Raw genomic sequence first — 26,558 nt, forward strand, 5'->3', positions numbered from 1 at the left:
GCAAAAGAAGGCTCAGGGCCAGGATAAAAATAAATATTTTTACCTTCTCAATCATCATCGTAATGGACCAGGGATATCACCTTGTACTTTTGAAGTTTTTCCCTGCCCTTTAGGATGTCCAGCTCCACCACAAACGCCAAGCCTGCCACCTGCCCGCCCAGCCGTTCCACTAATTTTGCCGCGGCCAGCGCAGTTCCCCCGGTGGCCAACAGGTCGTCCACGATCAGTACCTTCTGGCCTTTTTTCACGGCGTCGGTATGCATCTCCAGCGAGTCGGTGCCATATTCCAGGGCATAGGTCTGCTTGATGGTTTTGGCCGGCAGCTTGTTGGGCTTGCGTACAAGGATCACCCCGGTCCCCATCTTGTAGGCCAGGGCCGTGCCGAAGGGAAAGCCCCGGGATTCTATCACCGCTATGGCGTCGATCTTCAGTTTTTTGGCCTGCAGGTAAAGCTGATCCACCGTTTCCTTCAAGGCCTTTTTATCACGCAGCAAAGTGGTGACATCCTTAAAATTGATCCCCGGCTTGGGAAAGCCCGGCACTTCACGGATATACTTTTTAAGATCGGCCGCCATGTCGCAGACTCCTGTAATAGTTCTGTTTAACGTTTACTGTTGGTGGGTTAAAAAAGTGATAATTTGTGAAGAACGCTGTGTTGCATTACAATTTCAGCATTATCTTCTGGCTTAGTTTTTTAGTTGATGCCCCCATGCCCGTACCCCGGCCTCCGCTGGGCGGGCTGGGCATTTCGCCGTCCATGCCGCCTGGCCGCTGGTTCCCGCCGCCCATACCGCCTGGTCCTCCGCCAGCCGGCCTGTCTTGACCGCTGTTCCCCCTCATGGCCATCGGCTCGAACCCGTCGCTTTCCAGCGAGATCTCAATGCCGGTATCTTCACCCCTTTGATACCAAAGCGCGAAAAGATGGTTGTCGCTCTGGACCAGAGGAACCTTCAGTTCGTAAACAAACTTGCCATTGCCGTCAAGGCTGACCTTGGCCCCCAGGCCGTAGGAAGCCGCCAGACCGAACAATATCCTCTGCTTGAGGGCCTTGCCTGGGACCAGCACTTCAAAATCCTGCGGAACCATTGCGAAATTCTGTTTTCCCGGCTCGGGATCGATCTTTCCGGAACGTTCCGTCATTCCCGGCCCCATCTGCGGCCGGCCCATAGGAAAATGAATGCCCATTTTGGGGGCGCTGCCGTCCCGGGCTTGGAACCAAACGGTAAAACCCTGCATCACCTTGGGGACTATCTCCTGGTTGGTGCTTCTTAATGCTAAAAAAAGAAATGAATCGTTGTGGCAAAAACCGATGGAAACATCCTTCTTTTCAAAGTAGTGAAACGCCGAGTCCGGCCAGTCGGAATCGCTTCCGTCAACCGTCATGGCATTTGCGCTGGGATAGCTGTTAAGGCTCAGTTTTTGGCAACCGCCCAAAGATGATGAGGCCAGCATGAAGGCCAGCAAAACCGTGGGCCAGGGAATTCTTTTCATAGTAAGTCTCCGCTATTAGTTAGATGATACGCGGGAACGGCACCAGCGCCCTGCTTACATGCATTTTGGCCGGCCCCGACAGTTAACTAATATTAGACTCTCCGTCAGAATAAATGGTTTAACTTTTAGCTTAAAATAAAAGCGTCAAGTTGATACCGGCAGGAATGTTAGAATAGCTCAGAACATTATTTCAAAACTGGAGATATCCCCGGTATAAAGCTGCCACTGCGTTTCCATTTTTTCCACTATCGCCCCGGCCGGACCCTCCTTTAATTCCTCCAAAATGGTTTTCAACGCCTGTTCCTCTCCCTCGGCCACCACTTCCACCCGGCCGTCCCTTAAGTTTCGGACATACCCGGCCAGTTCCAGGCTTTGGGCCCGGTGGAGCACAAAGTATCGGTAGCCTACGCCCTGCACCCTGCCGGAGATATGGACTATGAGTTTTCTATCCATGCTTTGTTGCAGATACTTAAATATATCTCAACCCTAAATATTATAATGCTGTCGTAAATATATCAATACGCCGTTTTCATTGTTAGTATTCGTAACAAATTTTGCTTTGTTTTTTATAGACTCCGAAGCATTACCCATTGCTACTGAACAACCGCATTTTTCAAATAGCTCAATATCATTAATATCATCTCCAAAACATACTGTATCATTGTTAATATCTTCTTCTGACAACAAGTTGATCAGACCCGTATATTTGGAAACACTTTTATGCATTATCTGTGCTAATGAACTGTTGTTCGTTAACAACAACCTTAAGTCTTTTGAAAGATTTTCTTGAATATACGAAAGCATAGCTTCATTTTTTATATCCACAAGTATTTTAGCAGCATCATATATTTTAAAGTTAAAATCAACTTCCTGAAAATAACGTTTAGGAAAATATTTTTCAAAACTGCCGTTGACGTATAATTGGTCATTCAATTCATAACCGTGAATTATTTTTTCATCGAATCTATTAATAAAACGATTAAATAACAATATCTGTTCTTCGTCTATAAATCTTTTATAAACATGCCCATCTCTCCCCTGAACCAGGGCTCCATTGTAATATATTTTATCTGACATTTCATATAAATACTCAGACAATTCGACTACACCTCGTGGAGGTCTGGCAGTAGCCAGTATAATTCTCTTATCATTTTCCAATAATGTTTTCAGAAATTCAATTGTATCTTTTGGTATTACTTTGTCGTCATTTAATAAAGTCCCATCTAAATCTAATACAATGTTTTTCATATAATATTCCGTTAAACTTCTGAATTCATTATTTTAATTTAGTTATAATAAATCTGCGTTAATCTGCGAAAATCGTTCGACTTAGCCTGTCGAAGTCCGCGTCCCAATTTGCCAGCTGTTCAATGTCCTATCAGCTTGAAAGCCAGTTTCACTGCCTCCTCCGGGGTCTTGACGTGCCTGATGACCGACGCGATCTTCCAGGTGTTCAGGCCTATCAGCGGTATCTTGTACTGTATGGCATAGGCAATCTCGGAAAGCGTGCCGTAACGGCCGCCGATGGCGATGACCGACTGGGACGAGAGCACCACCAGGGAGTTCCTGGTATATCCCATCCCGGTGACTATGGGCACGTCCACGAAGCGGTTGGCGTCGCGGGCCGAGGACCCGGGCAGGATCCCCACTGTCAGGCCGCCGGCCTCGGAGGCTCCCCGGCAGGCCGCTTCCATCACTCCGCCCATTCCCCCGCAGACCAGAATGCCTCCGCCCTGGGCTATCAGTTTCCCGGCCTGGTAAGCCGTTTCACTGAGCGCCTTGCCGCACTGCGAGGCACCGATGACGCCTATCCGCGGTTTACTGGCCATTGGCCTGCCACCCGTATTTTCCGATCAGCGGCACGAACATACAGCCGCTCAGTTCCTTCTTCACTTCCTTGCCGTTGACCTTGTCTATCAGCAGCAGTTTCTGAACGTTCATGTCGCCCACCGGGATCACCATCCGCCCGCCCTCGGCCAGCTGCTCCCAGCAGGCCTTGGGAACCTCCGGAGTTCCGGCCGTGACTATAATCCGGTCGTAAGGGGCGAACTTGGGCCATCCCAGAGTGCCGTCGCCGATATGGAACAATATGTTGTGGTATTTAAGGGTTCTGATCACTTCTTCGGCAGTACGGGAAAGCTTGTCTATACGTTCCACGGTAAAGACCCGGGCAGCCAGCTCGGCCAGCACCGCCGCCTGGTAGCCGGACCCGGTGCCCAGTTCCAGCACCTTCTCGTTGCCCTTCAATTCCAGTGCCTGGCTCATCAGGGCCACGATGTAGGGTTGGGAGATGGTCTGCCCCTCGCCTATGGCCTGGGCATTGTCCTCGTACGCCCTGAACTTGAAGGCGTCGGGCATGAACATCTGGCGGGGCACTTTTTTGAGGGCGGCAATGACCCTGGGGTCCTTTATCTTTTGATGGTCCTTTTCAACCGGATAATTGACCAGGTATTCCACCATATCCAGCCGGGCCTGTACGAATTTATCCTGGATCATTTGAACAGTTTCTCCCATTTTTTGATCCGGGAAAGCTCGCAGTGGTTGGTCCAATCCAGGTGGAACGGGGTGACCGAGACCATCTGGTTTTCGATGGCCTCAAAGTCGGTGCCGGCCTCCTTCTTCCAGTCCGGGTCCAGACCGTCGATCATAAAATATTTCTTTCCGCCGGGCTTTTTATGTTCCACTATCATGTCGCGATAGATCCGCTTGCCCAGCCTGGTCACCTTAAGACCTTTGATCTTCCCCATCGGCAGGCTGGGGACGTTGACGTTGAGCAGGGTATTATTGGGCAGGCCTTTTTTGAGCACCACCTCCGCCACCCGACGGGCGTAAACTGCCGCAGCCCGGAAATCGCACTTGTTCCAGGAGACGCAGGAGACCGCGATGGAAGGGATGTCCAGCAAAGTCCCCTCCATGGCCCCGGCCACCGTGCCGGAATAGGTGACATCGTCACCCAGATTGGGCCCGTGGTTGATGCCGGAGACCACCAGGTCTGGCCTCACCTTCAGCAGTCCGCGTACCGCCAGCATCACGCAGTCGGTGGGGGTGCCGTCCACCGCCGCAGTGCGCTGGTCGCGCCACAGCACTTCCATCGGCTTGCGCAGGGAGAAGGAATGGCTGGCCCCGCTCTTCTCGGACATGGGGGCAAAGACATAGGTGGTTCCCAGCTTGTCCATGGCCCGGCGCAGGTGCTTGATGCCCTCGGCGTTGATGCCGTCGTCGTTGGTGATGAGGATTACAGGTTTTTTCTTAGTCAATTTCGTGCTATTCTTTTAAAATATTATTTAATAGGAACCAAACCACAAAGACACAAAGGCACAAAGGGTTAAAAATATTGAAACTAAAATCGTATTGGTGTCTTGGTGTCTTAGTGGCAAAGGAAATAGTCTATTGCCAAAGAGTTTGCAGGGCCATTTTTAGGAACCTTATGGTATCCTTAAGATGGCTGATATGGCTGGTGCTGCCGGGGATGTTGGTGATGTCCACAGACCCTATCTTGAACTCCTGCCGGGCGGCCTTGATCAGCAACTCGGATTCCATCTGGTAGCGCGAGGTCTTAAGTTTCACGCTTTTTAGCACGCTGGTCCTGATGATGCGGTAACCGGACTGACTGTCTGATATTCTCGTTCCTGCCAAAATTGAGACCACCGTAGTGGTGATGCTGTTGCTCAAGTAGCGGGCAAAAGACATTCTGCCAAACTCATTCCTGCGGGAACCCACCACAATGTCCCAAGGTCCAGTGCCCATAGTATCCGCCAGTGCTTGGATGTACTTCGGATCGTGCTGTCCGTCTGCGTCGATGGTGATAACGGCATCGCAGCCTTTGTTCAAAGCCAGCTCGAACCCGCTTCTTAAGGCTGCGCCCTTGCCCCTGTTATGTTGGTGGATTATAAGCTCCACCCCCGACAATTTGGCGGCCTCCGCAGTATTATCAGTGGAACCGTCGTCAATCACAATTATATCATGCTTTGGCGCGAATTCCATCAGTCGGACCAAAAGCAAATTCAGCGTGCTGGCGGCGTTGTAGGCTGGTATGATGATGGCGGTTTTCATAAATAGTTAACGGTTAATCTGAATCATGCAATCAAACATTTTTGAAATATTTCTTATGATCTTTTGGTTCGTATCCCAGACCAAAACACTTGGTTATCCTCCACTGTTTACCGTACAGCTTTAGATCAAGCGTTTCAACATGGATCTGTTTGGGGTTGGGCTTTGCAGCGCCTTTTAGCTTAACAGATGGTACTTTAATTTCAAACCATAGAATGCATTTGGCAGAACCATCGGGTAAAATCCCGGCGGTGGCGTCCATCAACACAAATTCAGCCTGGCGAAAACCCTGGGTATCCCAAACCTTTTCATACCACTTAATGATATCTGCATGTCCCAAAAAGTTCTGCATCTCCCGGTGCAATATAGCATCCTTGTGAAACACCCGTCTTAGCTGGGAAGCTTTCTTTCCATTCATAGCCTTGGTAAAAAGCAAAACAAATTGCTTGACCTTGGTCAGTTCCTTTGAATCCCAATCTGGCATAACTTACAACCTCAATTAAATATTAATCCTCTGTGCCTTTGTGTCTCTGTGGCAAATCATTCCTACAATATCCTCAGCTCGCCCCGCTCCTGCATCAGCAGTTTCTCCTTCCACCCGGCCCCGGCCGAGAACCCGCCCAGCGACATGTCGTGCATGATCACCCTATGGCAGGGGATTATTATGGGCAAAGGGTTCATGCCCAGCGCCCGGCCCACCGCCTTGGAGGCATTGGGGTTGTGGATCTGGGCCGCCATCCACTTGTAGCTGCGCACCTGGCCGTAAGGTATCTGCCGGGCCTTTTCCCAGATGGAGCGTTCAAAAGGCGAGGCCCCCCGCAGGTCCAGCGGGTAGTTGAAGTCGGTGGGCAGTCCTGCGAAATAACCGGCCAGGTCCACCAGCAGGTCCTCGAACCGGTCGGGGTCCTCTATGAAAGTGAATTCTGTCTTCAGGCTTAGATTGGCGAAATTAAGCGCCAGGTCGTGCTGGCCCAGCGCCAGGTTGAACAGCCCGGCATCGGTGGCGGAGATGAAGATCTTGCCTATGGGGAATTCGTATTGTCCGTAGTATATGTTCATTATCACACGTATGTATTTTACTTGTGCCAGAGCGGGATACTGAGCTTGTCGAAGTGGCCCGAGACAAAGAAACAACTATAATTCTTTCATTTCACTTTATTCAAATACTCTGTAACCTTAGCCGCTGTTTTGGGACCCATTATCTTCTCAAGCTCCTCCTGGCTGGCCTCCTTAACTTTGGCCACTGACCCAAATGTCTTAAGCAATAGTTTGACCTTATTCGGCCCGATGCCGGGGATCTTGTTCAATTCAGAGTCTATGCCCTTCTGCCTTAACTTGTGATGGTAGCTTTGGGCAAAACGGTGCGACTCGTCCCGCAGTCTTTGCAGCAGATGCAGGACCGAGGAATTTTTAGCCAAGCTGACCACCTCGCCCCCGGTCAAGTATATCTCTTCCAACCGCTTGGCCAGCCCGGCCACTATTACATTATAACCCTTTTCGTCAACCAATTGCAAGGCCGCATTCAGCTGGGGCAGGCCGCCGTCCACCAGCAGAAAATCGGGATGAGGCTCGTTCTTTTCCTCCTGGTTGGCCCAGTACCGTTCGATGGTCTCGCGCATCATGGCCGGGTCGTTGATGCCCTCCACCGTCTTGATCTTGAACTTGCGGTAGCCGGTCTTGTACGGCCGGCCGTCTTTAAAACTGACCGCCGAGCCCACCGCATAGGTGCCCGAGATGTGCGAGATGTCAAAGGCCGTGATGCTGCGGGGCAAAGTTTTCAGCCCCAGCGCCTGCTGAAGTTCCAGCAGGGGTTTGACCGTCTTGGAATTGAGCTCCTCCTTTTGGGCCACCGTCTCGTCCAGCTTGAACCCGATCTGCTTTTGGGCCAGGTTCAGGAACTTCTTTTCCAAGTTTGTGGAAGGCCGGGCGATGATTACTTTCTGATCTTTTAAGCGGCTCAGCCATTCCTCCAGCAGGTCAATATCTTCGGGCAGCACGTCCAGCAATATCTTCTGGGGTATGGTCAAGGCTCTAAGATAGTGCTGTTCCAGAAAGCCCGGCCACAGCTTGGTTTCCTCCAGTTCCAGTGGATTGTCCAGCACCCGGTCCAGACGGGCCACCAGACGTCCCTCCCGGAATTGGAGCACGGTGACAAAGGCTTGGGACTTAAGCCGCCCCATGGCCATCACGTCGCAGTCGGCCTCGTCGGGCAGGATGGTCTTCCGGTGGGCGGTCACTTTCTGGAGATTCTGCAGGTGGTCCCGCCAGCGGGCTGCTTCCTCAAAATCCAGCTTTTGGGCGGATTCGTCCCGCAACCGCACCAGCTCCCGTTCCAGTTCCTTGCTGCGCCCGGTCAAAAAGCTCACCGCCGACCTGATCATGGCCTGGTATTCCTGTTCCGAGATGTAACCCTGGCAGGGCCCGTAGCATTTTCCGATGTGGTAGTTCAGGCAGGGCCGGGAAGGCCCTTTGCCCGGCAGCTGGTGGGCGCAGGCCCGCAGGGGAAATATGGTTTTCAGCAGTTTCAATGTCCGCTTGACCGCGGTGGCGTCGATGTACGGCCCGAACAAGCGGGAGCCGTCGTCTTCCAGGTCGCGGGTGGAATATATCCGGGGAAAGGCTTCCCTGGTCACCTTGATCCAGGGGAATTTCTTGTCGTCCTTTAGATTGATGTTGTACTTGGGCTGGTGCTTCTTCACCAGCTGGGCCTCCAGTATCAGGGCCTCGATCTCGGAGTCGGTCAGGATGTACTCGATGTCCCCGGTCAGCGACACCATCCGCATTTCCTTGGGATCGGTGTTGTTGCGCAGATGGTCCAGCACCCGGTCCTTGATGCTCTTGGCCTTGCCGATGTAGATGAATTCTCCGGCCGCATCCTTGAACAGGTAGACACCGGGCTGCTGGGGGAAGTTGTGTATTTTGTTTACAATATCGGACACTGACAGGCACTGATAAGTTTTTAATGAGGCGTAATCCAATTGAATAACTACTTCATTTTCTCTACGATCTTCACTCCCGAAGATGTCCCGATCCGGCTGGCCCCGGCCAGTATCATCTGGTTTGCCTCTTCCAAACTGCGCACTCCGCCCGAGGCCTTGACCCCCATCTGCTGTCCGACCGTCAGCCGCATCAGCTCTATATCCTGGACCGTTGCCCCATTGGTGGAAAATCCGGTGGAGGTTTTCACGTAATGCGCCCCGGCCGACTTAGCGATCAGGCAGGCCAGTATCTTCTCTTCCTCGGTCAGCAGGCAGGTCTCTATGATCACCTTCACCAGCGCGCCGGAAGAAGCCTTGACCACGGAGGAAATGTCCTGGTGCACTGTTTTAAAATCTTGTGACTTCAGCGCGCCGATGTTTAGCACCAGGTCCACTTCGGCGGCTCCCTGACTAACAGCCAGGCCGGCTTCCTGCAATTTTACTTCCGAAGCATTGGCCCCTAGAGGGAAACCGCAGACAGTGCAGACCTTGACCGGGCTTCCTTTAAGTGCTCTGGCAGCCAAAGGAACCCAGCAGGGGTTTATGCAGACCGAGTAAAAGCCATACTGCCGGGCCTCGGCGCAAAGTTTTTCAATGCCCACACTTTTGGCATCGGGTTTTAGGTTGGTGTGATCAATGAACCCGGCCATCTCGGCTTTAGAACTCGGAAACTTTCCCGCCTTTGCGGCCTGAAGTTTTACTTCTTGCCAGATTGGATCATCTGGTAGATTTTCCGGGATCAGGATACCGCATTTCTCCAGCAATCCCCTGGCTATTTTTATCTGTTCTTGCATGGCTTTTCCAATGTTCTTATCCTTAATATACTAAATCCCGTTAATCATGTAAATTCGCTTACGCTACCTGCGTGCCTTCTTCAAGTGCAGTAGCTTCAGCGAAGGCACTCCTGTCGTCTCCCGGAAAGTTTAAAACGCCTCGCCCCAGGCCAGCACTGCCCGCCAATATTTGATCTGATCAACTTTGTCCAACGGAAAAGCAAAGTCCGCCCGGCCGGTGCCGAAGGGAAAGACGTAACGGGCACCAAAGCCCGGAGTGCCGTGCCATTGGGCAAGTGAGAGTTTGGAGACCTTGCAGTTCTCCAGCAAGCCGGCATCGGTAAAGATAACCCCCACCCAGTGCCTGGGGAAAAATACCTTAAGTTCCAGATTGAGCAACCCCATCTTATCGCCGCCGATGTTGTTCCCGGCCGCGTCCACCTGGCCCATCCTGCCGCTGCCGTAACCCCGGACCGTGGCGGGTCCGCCCAGATAGAATTTTTCGTACAGCGGCACTTGCAGATGCAGGGACCAATCCCCGATGATCCCGTACTTCAGCCGGGCGGAGATACCCAAGGGCTTATACGGGTTCAGATGGTAGATCCACTCGTGCACTAGGCGCTGATAGGTCTCGGCTCCGCCCAGCAACCCTCCGGTGTAATCGGTCTGCCATTCAAAGCCGAATCCCGCCCTGGGGTTCACCGGATCATCGAACCGGCGGTATTCCCCGAACAACTGCATGGTCCGCCGCCCCCGGTAGCTGATGGTGTCGGCCGCGCTGCCCTGCCGGCTCCAGTCCGGCGAGAGCTTCAGCCACTCCTGTTTCCACCGCGCTCCCAGATTGGAATACCGGCCCACGATCTTTGACAGCATCAGATCCAGCCCGATGGTCTGCAGACGGTAATCGGTATAGGGCGGGCGGAAGTCGTCGTAATACAGCGAAACCTCAGACTGGGTGCGGTCTCCCCACAGCCAGGGTTCCAGATAAGAAACTCTGGCCTGGCGCCTCACTGTATTGAAGCCGCTCCAGACCTGAAAGGCTGTCAGCGCCTTGAACTCCAGGGTTCTCCCCATTCCGCTGATGTTGCGGTCGGCCCATCCGGCCGAGATCCGGAAGGCATCTCCGCTGCCATAGCCAAAACCGGTGGCAAAGACATGGCGGGTCTTTTCCTTCACTTCCACTTCGATGTCGATCAGTGAGCGGTCGGGGCTGGTGGTTCCGGGGGAGACCCGGACCTCTTTGAACAGGCCGGTTGACAACAACTGGAGTTGTGATTTCAACAGCGCCCTCCGGGAAAAGATGTCGCCCGGCTTCATCGTCAGTTCACGTTCTATGGCCCGGGTATTGGTCAGTTCATTGCCATGGATGTTTATGCGGCTTATCCTGGCGATCGGGCCTTCCGTTACGGTAAAAACCAGTTCCGCCAGGTAAGAATTCTTATAATTCAACTCATGTTCCACCTCGGCAAAGATGTAACCCAGGTCGGCATAGAACAGCATCAGGTTGAAATCATCCTCGCCCAAGGCGGACAGATCAAGCCCGGCGCCAGGCTTTGTCCTTAAGACCATAGTAAGCTGTTCACTTGCCAGAACAGTATTCCCCTTAAAGACTATTCTCTCCACTATGCAGCGCCGGCCTTCGTCAATCGTGACCTCAACCAGGCCCGGGAGTTCCCCCATTGGATCTGAATATTTATGACTGATGACGGCATCCAGATGACCCTGGCGGCGGTAGAATGACCGTACCCTTCCCGTTGCCGTCTCCAAGCTTTCGGGAATGATCTTTCCCTCAACCGGCCTGAAATTAAGTTGCTTTTTTAGCACCGAAGAAGAGAAGGATTTGTTGCCGGCAAAGGTTATCTCCAATCGTCCCGCCCCAGCAGCCCGGGACGGAACAACTGCTGCGGCCCACAGGCAGAAAAATATCAGCAACCTATGCCAAAGGTGATTTCTCATATTCCCAAAATATCCTGGGTTAATGAAAGGTACATGGTGAATCCTTTTGAACTTTGAAGCGGCCTGGCCAGGCCAAGCTTCATGGAAAACGGCAGGGCATAAAACACCGTCCAGTCGGTGATCAACTCCGCTCCCAGGCTTTGTTTGAAAGGTTTGTCTTTTAGACCGGAAAAGCTGGCGCCGCCAACCCCTCCCTCCCAGAAGGCCGCAGCATGAATGTTCTTGAAGTACACCGGCCAGGTGGAAATGCCCCGCTGGATATCGGCCAGGGGAAAACGGTATTCCAGGGTGGTGGCCATCCGGCGGCTCCCTATGAGGGCAGAACTTGAATAACCCCGCAGGTTGAACCAGTCGACCGTCTCCAGATAGGACCGGCCTTTGTTGTAGTAAGCATCAGCCCGGAGACTGGCATTCAGCACTTGTCTGTCGAACGGCAGAGCCAGGTATTCATCCCACAGGCCGAACAGATAGGTTTGATCAAGGTCGCTGCCCCATCGTTTATTATAAATTCCGGCTTGGGCGTAGATCCTCCGGCCGCCGCTGGGACTGATGGAATTCCGGTATATCCTGTAATTGCTGAAACTTACTGCCGGCCGGATATCGCAAAGGTTCCCGGTCCAGTATGGATTATACCCACCGTCAGTGATATTGCTCAGGCTCGTCAGGCGCTGATGCCTGAAGCGGATAGAGGGCGTGATGCTGTATCCGGTTCTCCGGAAGGGCCAATAAAATGACACAGACTGTTCCTGTTCCCTCTGCCAGTACCCCGCGTCACCGGACCGGGCGTCCACTCCATACCCCGCCGGATGATCCTTCAGCATCAGACTCCAGGGCACAACCGGACTCTGATCGTCGTATTCAAAAACGTAGTAAAATCTTTTGTTGGCAGGGCTGGCTCCGGCCGACAGGTAGTAATTCCTTTGCAGCAGGGCATCCCAGCCCCACAGGCTGACGCCCAGCGCGCTGTCCTTATCATCGGCATAAAAAGCGGGAAACCACAGCATCGGCAGCATGGTGCTTAAGGGCTGATACTTTGATATCTGATATTCTGTGCTTTGAGCATTTGCGCTAAACTGAAGTGCTTCAGCATCAAGAATGACCGGGCCGTGAACCGGATAATTCCCCGTTCTTGCCTTTACCAGATCGTATCCCCGGGCCGAGAGATCAAGATATAGAATGGTGCTGTCGTCCAAAACCCTCGGTGACAAGGACCCGCCAACCGCGTTGGTCAGCCGGGTGACTGTTCTCTGTTCTAAGTTATAACCATAAGCATTCCAGGTTCCGGAACGGTCGGATGAAAAGTAAACGGTTTTTCCGTTCTGGGACCAGCCGGGCCAAAGTTCCTGGGCCTGATCGCAGAAAAGCGGCTGAAACTCTGCCTTGGCGATGTCATAGATATAAATATCGCTGAAACCCTCTCCGGTCCAGGCGGCCAGTGCTATTTTGCCGCCGTCGGGGGACATCTTCAAATGGCTGTAGGTGCAGGAATCGGAGAAATCCGTCAGATATTCGCTGGTTCTGGTTGCCAGGTCCAGACGGCCCAGGGCATAGGCCCCGCTCCGGGTGGCCGCAAAATACAGGCTCCTGCCGTCAGCCGAATAAGCCGGATCCTGGGCCCGCAAGCCCCTGCTGACCCTGGTGGTCCGGCCGCTGGCAATTTCCAGGACATACAGGTCATTGTAATATTGACGGCCGGAATTAAGGTATTCGGCTTTGGCAAAAGCCAGCTCAGTCCCGTCCGGGCTGAAGCACAGGGAACCCTGGAAGTCGCCTTTGGCCAGTATCCGGAAAGAGCCGGAAGACAGGTCGTACAAAACTATCCTGGGTTGTTCCCGGTTGTCCCTTTGGACATAAGCGGCATACCGGCCGTCCGGTGAGATATCCAGCCCCTCCTTGTCAAATCCGTCTGTGGTCAGTTTTTCAGTGATACCAAGACCTGAGGCTTTTATGGAATCGATCTGCGCCCGGTATATTTTCCGGCTGTTCCTCCGCCACTCCTTCCACAATTGGGGCAGGCTTTTGTCGTATGTCCTCTGGGCCGGGCGGTTCTGCATGAAGGGCAGCACCAGGCCGCTGTGCCGGCGCTGGTATTCGGCCAGCTTGGATTCCCCGTAGGTGTCTGCCAGATATTCGGAAAATTTCCCGCCCAGCAGATACGGGGTATCGCCCGGCCAGCCGGGGCCGAAAACGGCCGCCTGGTCTATGGCCGCCCACCTGCCTTCATTGACCGCCGACCTCAGCACCCCGTTGTACAAAGCCCCATTGTTGCGGCCGAACCTGGTGTAGCGGCTTTCGGCGTAGACCGCCAAACCTTCGATCTGGTTCCAGGGCTGGACGGCGTTGGGCAGGAAAAGCCTTCCGAAAACAGAACATAGGAATCCTGGAACTCCGCTGACCATGTCCATGTCCAGCAGGTGGGCGTATTCGTGGACTATCAACTCCTCCATCCAGTCGTCATAGTTGCCGGGCTGTCCGGCAGGCTGGCTTAGGTAAATGACGATGGTCCTTCGGGGAAAGGCCGTGGTGATGGCGTTGGCCTGGTCCAGATGGTCAGTAAGTATTATCTCGGTCCGGCCGGCCGGCTTCCATTTTAAGAATGGAACAAGCCGGTCATAGGTCTGCTCGGCCAGCCGGGCGCATTTTTCCGCCTGAACCTGGTGGGCGGGCTGGAACAGCACTTTAAAATGGAGTGTCTCCAGTTGCATCCAGGAATGGCCCGGAGGAACCAGGTCTATGCTATAGCGTTGAGCTGTGAGTTTTGGGCTATAAATTGGCAAGGTAAATATAACGGCCAGCGCCAGCCAAGCCAATGATTTAAAACGGATTTGCATGATTTTATTATAACCAATTTACCCGCTTTTGTCCACAATAAAACGGCATACTGTTCTAATCAGTATGCCGTTATTAAAAGCCCGTAAATTACCGGGAAAAGCTGTCAAATAATGAATTTCCCGTTCTCATAAACCAGCTGGTCATCAGCGAATATCTTTCCGCCTTCCTTCATGCCGCAAAGCATGTCCCAGTGCACGGAAGAAACATTCTTGCCGCCGGATTCATGCAGTGAGCGCCCGATGGCCAGATGCACCGTGCCGCCGATCTTCTCGTCAAACAGCATGTTGCGGGTGAACTTCCTGATGTTGTAGTTGGTACCAACCGCTATCTCTCCCACCAAACGGGCGCCGGGGTCTGTCTCCAGTATCTGGTTCAGCAGTTCTTCGCCCTTGCCGGCCGCGGCCTTGACCACCTTCCCCTTCTCAAATGCAAGTTGGATGTCCTCCACCTCCCGGCCCATGTAAATGCCGGGAAAGCTGAAGCGGATATGGCCCTCCACCGTGTCCTCCACCGGTCCGGTGAAAACCTCGCCGTCAGGGAAATTCTGGTGCCCCGAGCAGTTGACCCACTTGCGCCCGGCAATGGACATCTTCAGGTCGGTGTCTTTGGAAACAATGTGCAGGGTCTTCTTTTTATCCAGGATGTCGCACAGGCGCTGCTGCTCGGAGTGGATCTGTTTCCATCTGGCCACCGGGTCGGCCTCATTCAGATAGCAGGAGCCGTAGACAAAATCCTGGTAATCGGCCAGCGACATGCTGGCCTCCTGGGCATTGGCCCAGTTGGGGTGCATGGTTCCGCACCAGCGGGCCTCTCCCTTGGCCATCCGCTCCATCATCAGCTGCATCACCGGAGCCCCGGACTGCGAGGCCAGCCGGGCCCTGGCCGGGTCCATGTTGGACATCAGCCTGGTGTTGATGGTGCCCATCAGGGTCAGAAAGACATCAAAGGTCTTGTAGGCGGCCAGGTCGTTCTCATGGATGAACTTGATCTGGTCATCGCTGCCCTGCTGGAGCATGATCTCGCTCAGTTCTTCATTGGATATCCTGACCTGGGGATGGGCGCCCAGTTCCAGGGCGGCCCTAAAACATTCCTTCATCAAGGGATAGGTGACATACGCCCCCTGGATCAGGACCTTTTCGCCCTTTTTCAGGTCCAGGCAATACCGGGTTATGACCTGGGCGTGTTTTTGGATCAATAAGTCCATGCTAACCTCTTAAGAAAAACATTGCTTGGAAAATCTTAAATACTAATTCCTAATTTCTAAATAATTTCAAAGTTCTAAACCTTAAAGCACAAAACAGTTTTGAGAATTAAGAAAACTCAATATTCGTATTTGTTTAGGATTTAGAGTTTAGAGTTTAGTATCCATTAGATCGTGGTCCTGATCGGCAGCACCACCGTGGTGATCCCCAGCCATTGAAGCCGCTGCTGCAGGGCATACGGGGTTTCGTTATGCAGAAAACGGTGGAAGATGCTTTCCCTGGTGAATATCAGCTTGCTGGCAAAGACGGTGGATCTGGGATATTCCTTGGCCACTTCCTGGCAGAGCAGGCTGGCGGTCTCTATCACCTCGGTTCCCACGTCCATACGGTAGTCGGCCGGAAAGCCGAAGCGCCGGGCGATGTCCACGTATTTTTTCAGCGATTCCTCCACCGAGTTTTTCAGGGCATCCACCTCCTGGGCCCCCTTGAAGGATCCGGAATCGACCACCGCCACCGAGATGAAGACGAAGTTCTTGTAAAGTTTGGGGAAATTGCGGATCACCGAGAGCAGGGTATGGACCCCGAACCCGTTGTATTCGTTGACTAAAACCACCGCGGTCATCTCCTTGGGGTTGAGCGGCTCCACGTTCTTGGATCCGCTGGTGGGAAGGTCCAGCAGCATCTCATCCAGTTCCCGGGATCCCTTCTTGACCGTCTCGTAGTGGTTGCGGATTCGGTAGCAGAAAAGGATCAACAGGGTAGTTATCACTAGTGTCAGCCAGCCCCCATGCAGGAATTTTTCGTAGATGGCAATAACCAAGATGGTTAAACAGAGGATAAGTCCTACAATATGAACCGGAATGTGTTTCTTCCAGTCTTTTTCCCGTTTACGGTTGACGATAAAATAGCGGATCATCCCGGTTTCGGAAAGGGAAAATGTCAGAAAAACGTTGATGGAATACATGATCACCAACACCGAGATCGAACCGCCGGTATAAAACAACAGCGCCAGTGAAGATATACCCATTAAAAGAATGCCGTTGTTCATGGTCAAACGCTCCGACAGCGAAGCGAACCGGTGGGGCAGCCAGGAATCCACCGCCATGTTGGACATCACCCGGGGTCCGTCAATGAAGCCGGTCTGGGCGGCCACAAAAAGCAGGGCGCCTTCGGAAAGGATGGTGACCAGTGCCAGTATCTTGCCAAATGACCACTGTCCGAACAAAGCATCGGCCAAAACCGCGTTCAATGTCCTGCCGTGCACCGGCTGGACCCTCAGCAGCAGATAACACAGGAACAAACCACCGGCTGTCAGGGCCAGCGAGCCGGCCATCAGGGCCATGGTCCGCTTGCCGGTCTGCACCCGGGGCTCGCGCATCACCTGCAAGCCGTTGGATACCGCTTCGATCCCGGTATAGGTTCCGGCCCCCAGCGAGTAGGCCCGTACAAAGATAGCCATGATCCCCATAAAACCTATGGTCCGCATATCGATTTTAAAGGAATTATGGACATCGCCGATGATGGGGGCAAAATCAAAAGTGTGCGAGAATATCCCATAACCGATCATGAAGATATGGGTCAGGAAGAATACCACGAAAATCGGGGTTAAGGCCGTAACCGATTCTTTGACCCCCCGCAGGTTGAGAATTATGAGTATTATTATGAGTACGGCACAGAAAGGGATCTTGTAAATATGATACTGTAACGGCAGGAAACTGAACAGCGCTGCTCCGCAGGAAACAATGGAAACCGTGATGGTCAAAATGTAATCCACCAGCAGGGCCGCGCCGGAGACCACTCCGGCCTTCTCCCCCAGGGTGTGGGTGGCTACTATGTAACCGCCGCCGCCGTGGGGGAAATGCTCGATGATCCGGGAATAGGCGTATGAAATTATGAAAACGGTCAGGGCGGTGGCCAGCGCAAGGAATACGGCCAGGTAGGTGTGCGAGCCCAGCGCCCGGAAGGCTTCTTCCGGCCCGTAGGACGATGATGACAGTCCGTCGGCCCCCAACCCTATCCAGGCCAGCAGTGCCACCAGCGAGATCTTGTGAAAGATCGTGGGATCGTCCACGTCCTTGGGGCCGCCGATGACGGTGCGGCGGAACTTGTTGACCAATTTGGTGATGAATTCCGACTCGGAAAATGGCATATCATTCCTGTAATGGCGTTGATATCTATGTTACCGGGAGACAACTATTTTAGAAAAATACCGGGAAAAGACAGGATTTACATGATTTTTACTTAACGAAACACCTAAAACTAAAGCCTTTTATTTTTACAATAAAAGGCAGGGGAAAAGGCAATCCCCGGTCCGGATCCAAGGTCATGCCGTATTTTATTTAGTTTTACAAAAGTGGTCGGGGTGAGAGGATTCGAACCTCCGACTTCTTGGTCCCGAACCAAGCGCGCTACCGGGCTGCGCTACACCCCGTTTGATTTTTTATTGATCTTTTAAAAATAGACAGGAGTTACAGGATTTCTTTTCAATAGACATTCCTAATTTCATGTCATCCCGTTGATCCTGCCTGATGTTGAAAATGGTCGGGGTGAGTGGATTCGAACCACCGGCCCCTTGACCCCCAGTCAAGTGCGCTAACCGGACTGCGCTACACCCCGACGCAAACAGTAATTATACGAAAAAATGCGTTTTAATGCAAGCAGTATTTATTTATTTTATGACCGGTCCCTTCCGGTTCAGCATCTCCAATACCTGCCTGAGCTCTGCGGCAATGGCCTTGACCCCCGAACGGTTGCGCCATTGGTTGAAGGGAATTTCCAGCTGGTCCCTCTCCTTTTCCTTGATCTCCTTCAGCCGGTTGCGGGCCCCGGCGATGGTGTAGCCGTCCTGGTACAACAGTTTTTTTATCAGCAGCACCATTTTGATGTCATCCACCTGGTACTGGCGGCGGCCGCCCCGGGTGGTCTTGGGCTTGAGCGCCGAAAACTCGCTCTCCCAGAACCTCAGGATATACGGTTCCAGCTCCGCTATCTGGGAAACCTCCCGGATGTTATGGTAGACCTTCATCCGTTCGGATCTGTCCATCCTGGGTCTGGCCTGCGGCTTTTCCGCCACCGGTGCTGTTTGCTCGTCCATTTCCTAAGCCTCCATAAATGAGATCATTTGGCCTTTAAGCTCTTTTTCTCTCCGGTATGAATGGAGCAGGCTGTTCTGGCAGAAGGTGCAGAGTCTGGAAAGGTGAATGTCGTCAGGCAAAAGACCGGCAGTGATCAATTGTCGCCGGTTCTCGGACTTCAGGTCCAGCCGCCATTTGCCTCCGCCCTCTGATATTTTGACCGGCGGACCGAACCTGTCAGCCACTTCTGACCCGACCTGATAGCAGTTCTGTTCGATGGCCGGGCCGATCACCGCCGCGATGCTTCCCGGTTTAAGGCCGTATGCCGCCATGAACTGCTGCAGTCCCTTTTGGGCGATGCCCAAGACGGTGCCCTTCCATCCGGCATGGATCAGGCAGACCGCTTTTGTTTCCTTGTCCGCCAGGAATATGGGGACGCAGTCGGCGGTGTGAATGGTTATTACCACGCCCGGGACCTGGGTCATCAGCCCGTCAGCTTCGATCTTTTTTGGGTAGTATCCGGAATATTCCGGCGGGATCGTTTCTATGTGCTCTCCGTGGACCTGGTGGGTGACCGCCAATCTGCCGCCGTTTGCCAGTTTCTGGTAAACCTGCTCCTTGTCTATTTCCCGGCCGTTTGACTTGATGACCATCCCGTGTTTTATACCATACCGGTTCAGGATATCAAAGCTCAGGATGCTCAGGCCGTTCTGTTCCGAGATCAGTTCTGCGTTCATTTTTCGGACTTGGGATCACGGGTCATCAGGGCCTCCACCGCCAGGCGGGGAGATTTGTCCTGGAAAAGCACCAGGTACATCTGTTCGGTGATGGGCATCTCGATCTTATGTTCTTTGGACAGTTCGTAGGCCGCCTTGGCGGTATTGACCCCCTCGGCCACCATCACCATTTCCTTTAAAATGTCGTCCAGTTTTTGTCCCTGGCCGATCCTGCTTCCCACGATATGGTTGCGGCTGTGGGGGCTGGAACAGGTGGTGATCAGGTCCCCCATCCCGGTCAGGCCGGCGAAAGTGGCCGGATCGGCCCCCAGGGCTGTTCCCAGCCGGGTGATCTCGGCCAGGCCCCTGGTCAGAAGCGCCCCCTTGGTGTTGGCCCCCAGCTCCATCCCGTCTATGATACCGGCCGCGATGGCGATCACGTTCTTCAGACTCCCGCCCAGCTCGGCCCCCGCCACATCGCTGCCGGTGTAGACCCGCAGATACCGGGACATCAGGGCCGATTGAACTTCCTCCGCGGACGAAAGATCGTTCGAGGCGGCCACGGTGGTGGCCGGCAGGTGGCGGGCGATCTCAGAAGCGATGTTCGGCCCGGATAAAACCACTAAGCGCCCGGCCTTTTCCTTCAGTGTCTGTTCTATCACCTGCGACATCCGCAGGCGGGTCTTGTCCTCCAGGCCTTTGATGGCGCTGACGATCACTGTATCCGAGGAAAGCAATGGATAGGCTTGTTCGCAGACCTTCCTGAGTACTGAGGACGGCAGCGCCAGGAAACAGATATCAGCCCCCTGCAATGAACGGCCCAGATCGGAACTTACGTCCACGCCTTGGGGAATGGTTATCCCCGGCAGGAACTGACTGTTCTGGCGGGTACGCTGGATCTCTTCCGCCGCCTGGGGCAGATACTCCCAAAGCCGCACCCGGTGGCCCTGCTCTGCCAAGATCACGGCCAAAGTGGTGCCCCAGTTGCCTGCTCCCAGGATACAAATATTTTTATTCTTGGTCAGCATATAAGTAAAATATCCAAACAAAAAATACGAAATACTAAACTCTAAACAAATTCAAATTCTCCAATTCTCCAATTCCTGGAGCACTTTTGTATTTAGAATTTTGTATTTTGGAATTGTTTAGAATTTCGTGATTAGAGTTTAGTGTTTTCAGTTCCCGTTGGCTTCTTTTTGAATGAGATCCTATTCTCCTTGCCATGCATCAGCCGCACGATGTTGGCCTTGTGGGTCACCAGTATCAGCAGCACCACGAACCAGCCCACCGCCAGCATCGGGGCAAAAGGATCTTCGCCCTTCAGTATCAACTGAACGGCCACCCCGATGGGAAAGACTATCGAGGCGCAGATGGAGCCCAGCGAAACGTAGCGGGTGGTCCCGAAGACCAGGGCAAAGACCAGCAAAGCGGCCAGCAGCGGCAGCGGCGCCAGCCCCAGCATGGCCCCGGAGGCCGTGGCCACGCCCTTGCCGCCCTTGAATTTTAGATACGGAGTGAAAACATGCCCCAGACTGGCGGCCAGGGCCGCGGCAATGTGAAACCATTGCTGCTGGGGCGTGGCGGCCGGCCAAAGCGTTTGGGCCAACAGGACCGGCAGCAGGCCCTTTACGGCATCCAGCAGGTAGACCGCGATCCCCGGGCCTTTGCCAATGACCCTAAGGACATTGGTGGCCCCCACGTTCTTGCTGCCGTGTTCCCGGATGTCGATTCCCTTGAGGATCTTTCCGGCCAGGTAGCCGAAGGGAATGCCTCCGGTCAGGTAAGCTCCTATGATGAATAGTATACGATACAACATAAAGTTCTCTTTTTACCCTTGACGTTAAACACAAATTCGTTAAAACAAATCAAGTAATTAATTTCCCCGAATAATTAGTAGTATAACGTTTTCTAAAGTAACTACAGAAAAACAAAAACAATAAAATAATTGGCAAATAGAATAATAATCCGTAAAGATAGTTTATTATAAATGACAGAAACGATTCTGATTGTCCTGCCATATCTATTAAACTATAAACTAGTAACAAGACTAACGACAAACAATTTAAATTAAACCAAAAAAATGGTTTTTTGTATTTTTCCCATACTACTACAATGCCGGAGGATATTAAACAAGTCAAATTGAAGCTAAATAAAATAGTAAAAGATACTATTCTAAATAAGTTATTGATCCTGTTGTAGCTACTAACTAATTCAGGGATTGAAATCAATATGTAAATAAGTGCGAATAATATTGCCACAAGACCAATTACGATTTCGATTATTCTCGAAAAAGATGCTTTGCTCATATTGCACCCGGCTTCCTTATATAATGTAATTTACCTTACTTGCTGTTTTCCAGTTCCGCCCGGAACTTGGGCCTCTTCCCGAAATCCAGCATCTGCCGTTTCTTCCAGCCCGAGGGCGCCTTGGACTTCTGGAACATCAGCCTGATCGGCGTGCCGGTGATGGCCAGCCTGGTGTGCAGGCTGCTCTGAAGGTAACGGAGATAGTTGGTGGGTATCAGATTTGGCAGGTTGCTCTCTATCACGAACCGGGGCGGGGCCTGTCCCTCCTGCCTGATGGAATAAAGGGTGATGTCCTTGCCCCTCACCGCCGGCGGGTGCAGTTTCTTGATGGTATCCTCAAAGGCCTGGACCACCACCGCCGGTTCAAAGACCTTGTTCCAGTGGTGATAGGCGTTGAGTATCTTCTGCAACAGGTTAAAGACCCCGTCGCTGTTGAGGGCCGAGGTGAAGACGAATTCGGCGAAGTTGACGAAGGCCAGCTGACCTTTAAGCCAGCCCAGGTAATTGGCCTTGTTTTCTTCGGTCATCAGGTCCCATTTGTTGATCACCACCACCAGGGCCTTGTTGGAGGTCTCCAGCATTGCCACCAAAGTGGTGTCCAGATGGGACAGCCCCTCGGAGCTGTCCAGCACCAGCACCCCCACCTGGCAGCGCTCCACCGCCCGTTCGGTCCGCAGCCGGGTGTAGAACTCCACGTCGTCGTGGGCGCTGGTCTTGCGCCTTAAACCGGCGGTGTCTATCAGCACGAATTCCTGGTCGTTCCAGTTGAAGATGGTGTCCACCGAATCCCTGGTGGTGCCCGGCACCGAATCCACTATCACCCGCTCCCGGCCCACGATGGCGTTGACCAGCGAGGATTTTCCCACGTTGGGCTTGCCCACGATGGCCACATGGACGGCCTTGTCATTAAGGTCCTTCTCCGGGCTGGGGGGCAGTTTATTGACCACATCGTCCAGCAGTTCGCCGATGGACAGGCCCGGGCCGGCCGCTATCAGCAAAGGTTCGCCCAGCCCCAGTTTCATGAACTCGTACGCCTCGGCCTCGTCCTTGGGCTTGTCCACTTTGTTGACCGCCAGCACAATGGGTTTCCCCTGCTTGCGGACCATCTTGGCTATCTGGGCGTCGGCGTCGGTCATGCCGCTCTTGCGGTCCACCAGGAACAAAAGAAGATCCGCCTCTTCCATGGCCGCATCCACCTGGCGCTTGATGGAGTTCTCCATCCGGTCCTTGGTGTTGGGCACCAGCCCGCCGGTGTCTATCAGGTAAAAGTATTTCCCGTTCCAGTCGGCTATGGCGTAATTGCGGTCCCGGGTCACCCCGGGCATATCGTCAACGATGGCCTCCTTGGATTTGAGGATCCGGTTGAACAGGGTGGACTTGCCCACGTTGGGGCGTCCGATGATGGCTACGATGGGATAATTCATGTGGTTCCAGTCTGTTTATGCATGGTCAGATCCTGAATCTATCTAGGACGCTGATTAACGCGGATTAGTATTGATTATTACCATAAATGGGGACTAAGGCATCTTTTAAAAATATTTCCTGTCTTCCTGGTTTCCTTATAAAATAACAGCGTAGTCTAGGCTATTTTCTCAGTTCCCTGGCCTTCTGGTATATGGCCTGGTTCTGCTGGATGTATTCCGGTGACAGCGTCAGGCCGTGGGCGTAGGGCTTGCCCTGCTGGTCGATGGTGACGAAGGTGGCGAAGCTGGTGACGTAGGGCACGGTTTCCTGATTTGCGAAGACCTGTCCGTAGACCGTCAGGCTCTTCTGTCCCAGGTAGGCCAGCTGGGATTCCACCCGGATGATGTCGCCCCGCCGGGCCGGCTTGATGAAGCTCATCCCGTGGACCTGGACGCAGACCACGTCCTCCGGCCTCTTCACCGCCTGGGCCGCGCAGATGAAACAGGCCTCCACCATCCACTCGGACATCCGCCCGGCGAACAATGTGCCGTGATGGTTCAGATCCTCGTATTTCACCAGGTGGGATATGGAAGTTGTCTCTGTCATTCGTTAATTCGATCCTTTCGCCTGAATCCCGGCCCGGCGCCTGCGTTTAAAGTACTCGATCACCGCCGGCATCACCGATATTATGACGATGGCCAGGATCACCAGGCTGAAATTCTTCTTGATATAGGGCATATTGCCGAAGTAATAACCCAGCCAGCCGAAGATGTTGATCCAGAGAATGCCCCCGACCACGTTGTATGACATGAAACGCCAGTAGGACATGGTGCCGATGCCGGCCACGAACGGGGCAAAGGTGCGGACGAAGGGCATGAAACGGGCCAGGATGATGGTGATCCCCCCGTACTTCTCGTAAAAGGCGTGGGCCTCCATCAGGTGCTTCTTGTTGAGCAGTTTCACGTTCTCCTTCTGGAAGATCTTCGGCCCCACCCAGTATCCTATCCAGTAATTGACCGTGTCCCCGGCCACCGCCGCCAGGCACATCAGGATGATCAGCCACTTGATGTCCAGCGCCCCCAGCGCTGCCAGGGCCCCGGCGGCGAAGATCAGGGAATCCCCCGGCAGGAACGGCAGCACCACCAGCCCGGTCTCGCAGAAGATGATGGCGAAAAGTATCAGATAGGTCCAGGTCCCGTAGCTCTGAATGATGGTGGTCAGGTATTTGTCCAGGTGGATGAAAACGTCGATGAATTGTAAGATCATATCCTTCCTCTGAGTTTGGACCAGGCCAGTCCCAGGTATTCGTGAAACAGGGTCTCGGCCGCCATTATGTTTCCGGAATTGGGGAAAAGCCGGCTGGGTTTGAACTTTGGCTCGTCCTTGATAAGGTAATGCGTGGGAGCCGGGATCACCGCCACTCCCTGCTTTTGAAACAATGAAACCGAGCGTTGCATATGAGCGGCCGAGGTCACCAGCACCACGGTATCCCCTTTAACCATTGCTTTGATCAATCGGGCCTGATCATCGGTATCCAATGATCTATCCTCCAGGCTGACCGCAGTATCAGGAACGCCCAATTGTCTGGCCAACCCGGACATCCCATAGGCCTCGGACTGGGTGTTGAACACCGCACCGCCGGAGAAGATGAGTTTGGATCCCCTGATCTGCCGCCAGATCCTGATGCCTTCGATGGTGCGGATGGCCGAACCCTCGGTCAATTGCGAGGTCAGGGGGACTTTAAGATCGCTGGTCATGCCCGCCCCCAGCACCACCACCCATTTGGCCCCGGCAGCCCTGGGGGGGGCATCAAGCAACGGGGGGTATTTATTCTCCAGCCCCCTGAGCAGGATGTTTCCGATCAACCCAAAACCGGCAAAGACATAGGCCGCAACTCCCAAGGCGATCATCCATAATCCGGTTTTCCTATGCTTTTTCAGCCACAGGAATAACAACCCTGGCACCAACAACAGCAGGATAATGGTCATCGGATTCAGCATATAGCTTACTAATTTCTTGAGCAGGAACAACATGGATGATATCTTTACTTTAAGAGATATTTTAATTAAGAAGTATAACTGCAATTATGCAAGAGGGTTATGATACCACAAATCAACGAAAAAGTCAAGCCAATTATAACGGTAAAAGGGAGCGTAAAACGCTCCCTTTTACAAGAAAATCGTGATTAAATTGCCCCCTTACTGCACCAAACCCCTTCGGTATGCATCCCGCACTCCGGCCTGATCCTGAATATAGGTTTCATTGGCCGGGTCTAGGTCTGAGGCCTTCTTGTATGATTCCAGGGCCTTGTCATAGCTGCCCAGGGCTTCGTAGGCCACCCCTATGTTATGCCACAGCCCCGGATCGCCGGGCAGGGATGAGGCCGAACGCTCCCATATCTCAGCCGCCCGTTGCCATTCTCCGGCCTTGGCATACTTGCTGCCGATGTCATTGGGATCGGCCTTGCTCTTGATCAGCCTTTTGGCAACGTTGACATAATGGGGGGAGATGTCGCCCACAAAGGCGTCGGTGACCTCATTCAGCAGGCCGCTCAATATCTGGTCGTCGCCCGGGATGTTGTCCTTGAACCATTTGTTGTAGCTGGCCGACTGGGACTTGCTGGCTACCACCTTGCCGGAAACTATGTCTATCAGACGGTAGTTGATGGAGACCGTGCCGCTTTTGGTGGTCCGTTCCTCGTCCACCAGCACCGTCTTCATTATCTCTTCCTTGACCTTGTATGTCTTGTCGCTGAAGGGTTTCTTTTTGACCACCTCTTCGTAGCGGCCGGTGCCCTCCTTGCGCTCCACCTTCTCGGTCCTCCTGGAGGTCTCCACCTTGTAGGCCAGGATCTCGCCGGTGATGATGGCGTCCACCCCCAGCAGGCCGCCCAGCATCTTGACCGTGTTGGGATCCACCGCCCCGGTCAGGTTGAACTTGTGCTCGGACATCACCGAATTGATCTTCTCCCGCTCCATCATCTCGTAATAGCCCTGCTCGGCCAGCTTGGAGACCAGCACGTTGCCCACTCCCGGGCCCAGGTTGCGGTTGTAGGGGTCGACGAAATCGACCACCGCCACCCGCTTGATGGCCGGGATCTCCAGCCGGGGCTTCTCGGTCCGGCGGATCGACACGAACACCGGCCCGCAGGAAACAGCAGCCAGGGTTATAATAACAGCCAATGCAAGATATTTCTTCATTTCAACTCCGAGTTGTATATTTTGCCACTAAGCGGTGCACTGAGCTTGTCGAAGTGACACCAAGAACGGCAAGGTTTTTAAAATCCTCTGTGTCTCTGCGCCTTTGTGGCATTGTTTCTACTGTTTGCGGCCCAGTTTCATGTCCCGTTCCTGGTTCCACTTCACCCACTCGTCCTGGCTGTCTATGATGGGGTTGAAGTTGACTATGCCATAGGTGCCGTCGGCGTTGATGGTGATCTCCATCTGGGCCTTGACTATCTGAACCCACTGCTCCAGCTTGACCTCCACCGGTCCGGCTATCTGCTGCGGGCCCTCTATCTCCCCCTCCCGGCCGCCCTGCTTCTTCTTCTGGTTGGCAAAGAAGTCGGGGTTGACCACCACCTTGACCTCGCCCTGGTAAACAGCCACCTTGGTGCTGCTGTCGGGCATCACCGACATCCGGTAGACAGTGCCCCGGACCGCGGCCACCGCGGTGGGCGATTCCAGCTCGAACTTGCTCTTCTTGCTGACCTTGTTGACGTTAGCCCAAACCTTGCCGCTCCAGACCTTGCCCGTGGCCGTCAGCCCCTTCTTGGA

At 53.4% G+C, this 26,558-nt stretch carries 26 protein-coding genes and 2 tRNA genes; all 28 read right to left on the reverse strand.

The genetic code is table 11. The features are described 5' to 3' along the window. Window positions 1-47: 47 nt before the first annotated feature. Window positions 48-575, reverse strand: a complete 528-nt coding sequence (locus Q7U71_06935) for an adenine phosphoribosyltransferase (GenBank protein MDO9391491.1) — start codon at window positions 573-575, stop codon at window positions 48-50. An 85-nt stretch (window positions 576-660) separates the two neighbouring features. Beyond that, window positions 661-1,491: a hypothetical protein gene (locus Q7U71_06940; protein ID MDO9391492.1), complete on the reverse strand. Its 831-nt coding sequence runs from the start codon at window positions 1,489-1,491 to the stop codon at window positions 661-663. A 177-nt stretch (window positions 1,492-1,668) separates the two neighbouring features. Next, on the reverse strand, window positions 1,669-1,944 hold the full coding sequence (locus tag Q7U71_06945) for an acylphosphatase (protein ID MDO9391493.1): 276 nt from the start codon (window positions 1,942-1,944) through the stop codon (window positions 1,669-1,671). Window positions 1,945-1,977: 33 nt separating this feature from the next. After that, complete coding sequence (locus Q7U71_06950) at window positions 1,978-2,739, reverse strand: HAD family hydrolase (GenBank protein ID MDO9391494.1); 762 nt, start codon at window positions 2,737-2,739, stop codon at window positions 1,978-1,980. Window positions 2,740-2,858: 119 nt separating this feature from the next. Further along, entirely contained in the window at window positions 2,859-3,320 is a 462-nt protein-coding gene (locus tag Q7U71_06955; GenBank protein MDO9391495.1) for a TIGR00725 family protein, read from the reverse strand. After that, the gene (locus Q7U71_06960; GenBank protein ID MDO9391496.1) at window positions 3,310-3,984 is read right to left on the reverse strand and encodes a protein-L-isoaspartate(D-aspartate) O-methyltransferase; all 675 of its coding nucleotides are present in this window, start codon (window positions 3,982-3,984) and stop codon (window positions 3,310-3,312) included. The genes Q7U71_06955 and Q7U71_06960 overlap by 11 nt, the downstream gene beginning before the upstream one ends. Then, on the reverse strand, window positions 3,984-4,748 hold the full coding sequence (gene surE / locus Q7U71_06965; GenBank protein MDO9391497.1) for a 5'/3'-nucleotidase SurE: 765 nt from the start codon (window positions 4,746-4,748) through the stop codon (window positions 3,984-3,986). Before surE ends, Q7U71_06960 begins: the two co-directional genes overlap by 1 nt. A gap of 130 nt (window positions 4,749-4,878) precedes the next feature. Then, entirely contained in the window at window positions 4,879-5,544 is a 666-nt protein-coding gene (locus Q7U71_06970) for a glycosyltransferase family 2 protein (GenBank protein ID MDO9391498.1), read from the reverse strand. A gap of 31 nt (window positions 5,545-5,575) precedes the next feature. After that, window positions 5,576-6,025 (reverse strand): nuclear transport factor 2 family protein, encoded by a 450-nt coding sequence (locus Q7U71_06975; protein ID MDO9391499.1) that lies wholly within the window; start codon window positions 6,023-6,025, stop codon window positions 5,576-5,578. Window positions 6,026-6,087: 62 nt separating this feature from the next. Beyond that, window positions 6,088-6,600, reverse strand: a complete 513-nt coding sequence (locus tag Q7U71_06980; GenBank protein ID MDO9391500.1) for a methylated-DNA--[protein]-cysteine S-methyltransferase — start codon at window positions 6,598-6,600, stop codon at window positions 6,088-6,090. Between the two features lie 86 nt (window positions 6,601-6,686). After that, window positions 6,687-8,480 (reverse strand): excinuclease ABC subunit UvrC, encoded by a 1,794-nt coding sequence (gene uvrC / locus Q7U71_06985; protein MDO9391501.1) that lies wholly within the window; start codon window positions 8,478-8,480, stop codon window positions 6,687-6,689. Between the two features lie 47 nt (window positions 8,481-8,527). Beyond that, window positions 8,528-9,169 carry a deoxyribose-phosphate aldolase gene (deoC, locus tag Q7U71_06990; GenBank protein MDO9391502.1) on the reverse strand — a complete coding sequence of 214 codons (642 nt, stop codon included), beginning with the start codon at window positions 9,167-9,169 and terminating at the stop codon, window positions 8,528-8,530. A 273-nt stretch (window positions 9,170-9,442) separates the two neighbouring features. Next, window positions 9,443-11,248 carry a BamA/TamA family outer membrane protein gene (locus Q7U71_06995; protein MDO9391503.1) on the reverse strand — a complete coding sequence of 602 codons (1,806 nt, stop codon included), beginning with the start codon at window positions 11,246-11,248 and terminating at the stop codon, window positions 9,443-9,445. Continuing rightward, window positions 11,245-13,953, reverse strand: a complete 2,709-nt coding sequence (locus Q7U71_07000; protein MDO9391504.1) for a hypothetical protein — start codon at window positions 13,951-13,953, stop codon at window positions 11,245-11,247. Before Q7U71_07000 ends, Q7U71_06995 begins: the two co-directional genes overlap by 4 nt. A 230-nt stretch (window positions 13,954-14,183) precedes the next feature. Beyond that, window positions 14,184-15,284, reverse strand: a complete 1,101-nt coding sequence (locus Q7U71_07005; GenBank protein MDO9391505.1) for an aminopeptidase — start codon at window positions 15,282-15,284, stop codon at window positions 14,184-14,186. A gap of 164 nt (window positions 15,285-15,448) precedes the next feature. Continuing rightward, window positions 15,449-17,431 (reverse strand): amino acid permease, encoded by a 1,983-nt coding sequence (locus Q7U71_07010; GenBank protein ID MDO9391506.1) that lies wholly within the window; start codon window positions 17,429-17,431, stop codon window positions 15,449-15,451. A gap of 205 nt (window positions 17,432-17,636) precedes the next feature. After that, a tRNA-Pro gene (locus tag Q7U71_07015) sits at window positions 17,637-17,713 on the reverse strand. 107 nt (window positions 17,714-17,820) lie between these two features. Continuing rightward, a tRNA-Pro gene (locus Q7U71_07020) sits at window positions 17,821-17,898 on the reverse strand. A gap of 52 nt (window positions 17,899-17,950) precedes the next feature. Next, the gene (locus Q7U71_07025; GenBank protein MDO9391507.1) at window positions 17,951-18,376 is read right to left on the reverse strand and encodes a MerR family transcriptional regulator; all 426 of its coding nucleotides are present in this window, start codon (window positions 18,374-18,376) and stop codon (window positions 17,951-17,953) included. A gap of 3 nt (window positions 18,377-18,379) precedes the next feature. Then, window positions 18,380-19,093, reverse strand: a complete 714-nt coding sequence (pgeF, locus tag Q7U71_07030; GenBank protein ID MDO9391508.1) for a peptidoglycan editing factor PgeF — start codon at window positions 19,091-19,093, stop codon at window positions 18,380-18,382. Next, on the reverse strand, window positions 19,090-20,100 hold the full coding sequence (locus tag Q7U71_07035; protein MDO9391509.1) for an NAD(P)H-dependent glycerol-3-phosphate dehydrogenase: 1,011 nt from the start codon (window positions 20,098-20,100) through the stop codon (window positions 19,090-19,092). The genes pgeF and Q7U71_07035 overlap by 4 nt, the downstream gene beginning before the upstream one ends. A 131-nt stretch (window positions 20,101-20,231) precedes the next feature. Beyond that, complete coding sequence (gene plsY / locus Q7U71_07040) at window positions 20,232-20,888, reverse strand: glycerol-3-phosphate 1-O-acyltransferase PlsY (GenBank protein ID MDO9391510.1); 657 nt, start codon at window positions 20,886-20,888, stop codon at window positions 20,232-20,234. A 525-nt stretch (window positions 20,889-21,413) separates the two neighbouring features. Next, window positions 21,414-22,802, reverse strand: a complete 1,389-nt coding sequence (gene der / locus Q7U71_07045) for a ribosome biogenesis GTPase Der (GenBank protein MDO9391511.1) — start codon at window positions 22,800-22,802, stop codon at window positions 21,414-21,416. A gap of 160 nt (window positions 22,803-22,962) precedes the next feature. Next, window positions 22,963-23,388, reverse strand: a complete 426-nt coding sequence (locus Q7U71_07050) for a hotdog domain-containing protein (GenBank protein MDO9391512.1) — start codon at window positions 23,386-23,388, stop codon at window positions 22,963-22,965. 3 nt (window positions 23,389-23,391) lie between these two features. Then, window positions 23,392-24,048, reverse strand: coding sequence for a DedA family protein (locus Q7U71_07055; protein MDO9391513.1), 657 nt, complete (start codon window positions 24,046-24,048; stop codon window positions 23,392-23,394). After that, complete coding sequence (locus tag Q7U71_07060) at window positions 24,045-24,815, reverse strand: ElyC/SanA/YdcF family protein (protein ID MDO9391514.1); 771 nt, start codon at window positions 24,813-24,815, stop codon at window positions 24,045-24,047. The genes Q7U71_07055 and Q7U71_07060 overlap by 4 nt, the downstream gene beginning before the upstream one ends. Before the next feature lie 165 nt (window positions 24,816-24,980). Continuing rightward, a complete protein-coding gene (locus Q7U71_07065) occupies window positions 24,981-25,982 on the reverse strand; it encodes a DUF6340 family protein (protein MDO9391515.1) in 1,002 nt (333 codons plus the stop codon). 117 nt (window positions 25,983-26,099) lie between these two features. Next, window positions 26,100-26,558: FecR domain-containing protein (locus Q7U71_07070; GenBank protein ID MDO9391516.1), on the reverse strand; the 459-nt coding region annotated here is incomplete at its 5' end.

Source organism: bacterium (genome assembly GCA_030655055.1).
GTDB lineage: Bacteria > Edwardsbacteria > AC1 > AC1 > EtOH8 > UBA5202.

Excerpts from the sequence above, each read along its gene's own strand:
- Q7U71_06975 (MDO9391499.1), bottom strand. The coding sequence starts at position 6,025 with ATGCCAGATTGGGATTCAAAGGAACTGACCAAGGTCAAGCAATTTGTT.
- Q7U71_07065 (MDO9391515.1), bottom strand. The coding sequence starts at position 25,982 with ATGAAGAAATATCTTGCATTGGCTGTTATTATAACCCTGGCTGCTGTT.
- Q7U71_06940 (MDO9391492.1), bottom strand. The coding sequence starts at position 1,491 with ATGAAAAGAATTCCCTGGCCCACGGTTTTGCTGGCCTTCATGCTGGCC.
- Q7U71_06950 (MDO9391494.1), bottom strand. The coding sequence starts at position 2,739 with ATGAAAAACATTGTATTAGATTTAGATGGGACTTTATTAAATGACGAC.
- der (MDO9391511.1), bottom strand. The coding sequence starts at position 22,802 with ATGAATTATCCCATCGTAGCCATCATCGGACGCCCCAACGTGGGCAAG.
- Q7U71_07060 (MDO9391514.1), bottom strand. The coding sequence starts at position 24,815 with ATGTTGTTCCTGCTCAAGAAATTAGTAAGCTATATGCTGAATCCGATG.
- Q7U71_07055 (MDO9391513.1), bottom strand. The coding sequence starts at position 24,048 with ATGATCTTACAATTCATCGACGTTTTCATCCACCTGGACAAATACCTG.
- Q7U71_06995 (MDO9391503.1), bottom strand. The coding sequence starts at position 11,248 with ATGAGAAATCACCTTTGGCATAGGTTGCTGATATTTTTCTGCCTGTGG.
- Q7U71_07005 (MDO9391505.1), bottom strand. The coding sequence starts at position 15,284 with ATGGACTTATTGATCCAAAAACACGCCCAGGTCATAACCCGGTATTGC.
- Q7U71_06970 (MDO9391498.1), bottom strand. The coding sequence starts at position 5,544 with ATGAAAACCGCCATCATCATACCAGCCTACAACGCCGCCAGCACGCTG.
- Q7U71_07010 (MDO9391506.1), bottom strand. The coding sequence starts at position 17,431 with ATGCCATTTTCCGAGTCGGAATTCATCACCAAATTGGTCAACAAGTTC.
- deoC (MDO9391502.1), bottom strand. The coding sequence starts at position 9,169 with ATGGCCGGGTTCATTGATCACACCAACCTAAAACCCGATGCCAAAAGT.
- Q7U71_06945 (MDO9391493.1), bottom strand. The coding sequence starts at position 1,944 with ATGGATAGAAAACTCATAGTCCATATCTCCGGCAGGGTGCAGGGCGTA.
- Q7U71_06955 (MDO9391495.1), bottom strand. The coding sequence starts at position 3,320 with ATGGCCAGTAAACCGCGGATAGGCGTCATCGGTGCCTCGCAGTGCGGC.
- pgeF (MDO9391508.1), bottom strand. The coding sequence starts at position 19,093 with ATGAACGCAGAACTGATCTCGGAACAGAACGGCCTGAGCATCCTGAGC.
- Q7U71_07000 (MDO9391504.1), bottom strand. The coding sequence starts at position 13,953 with ATGCAACTGGAGACACTCCATTTTAAAGTGCTGTTCCAGCCCGCCCAC.
- Q7U71_07025 (MDO9391507.1), bottom strand. The coding sequence starts at position 18,376 with ATGGACGAGCAAACAGCACCGGTGGCGGAAAAGCCGCAGGCCAGACCC.
- Q7U71_06935 (MDO9391491.1), bottom strand. The coding sequence starts at position 575 with ATGGCGGCCGATCTTAAAAAGTATATCCGTGAAGTGCCGGGCTTTCCC.
- Q7U71_06980 (MDO9391500.1), bottom strand. The coding sequence starts at position 6,600 with ATGAACATATACTACGGACAATACGAATTCCCCATAGGCAAGATCTTC.
- Q7U71_07050 (MDO9391512.1), bottom strand. The coding sequence starts at position 23,388 with ATGACAGAGACAACTTCCATATCCCACCTGGTGAAATACGAGGATCTG.
- Q7U71_07035 (MDO9391509.1), bottom strand. The coding sequence starts at position 20,100 with ATGCTGACCAAGAATAAAAATATTTGTATCCTGGGAGCAGGCAACTGG.
- plsY (MDO9391510.1), bottom strand. The coding sequence starts at position 20,888 with ATGTTGTATCGTATACTATTCATCATAGGAGCTTACCTGACCGGAGGC.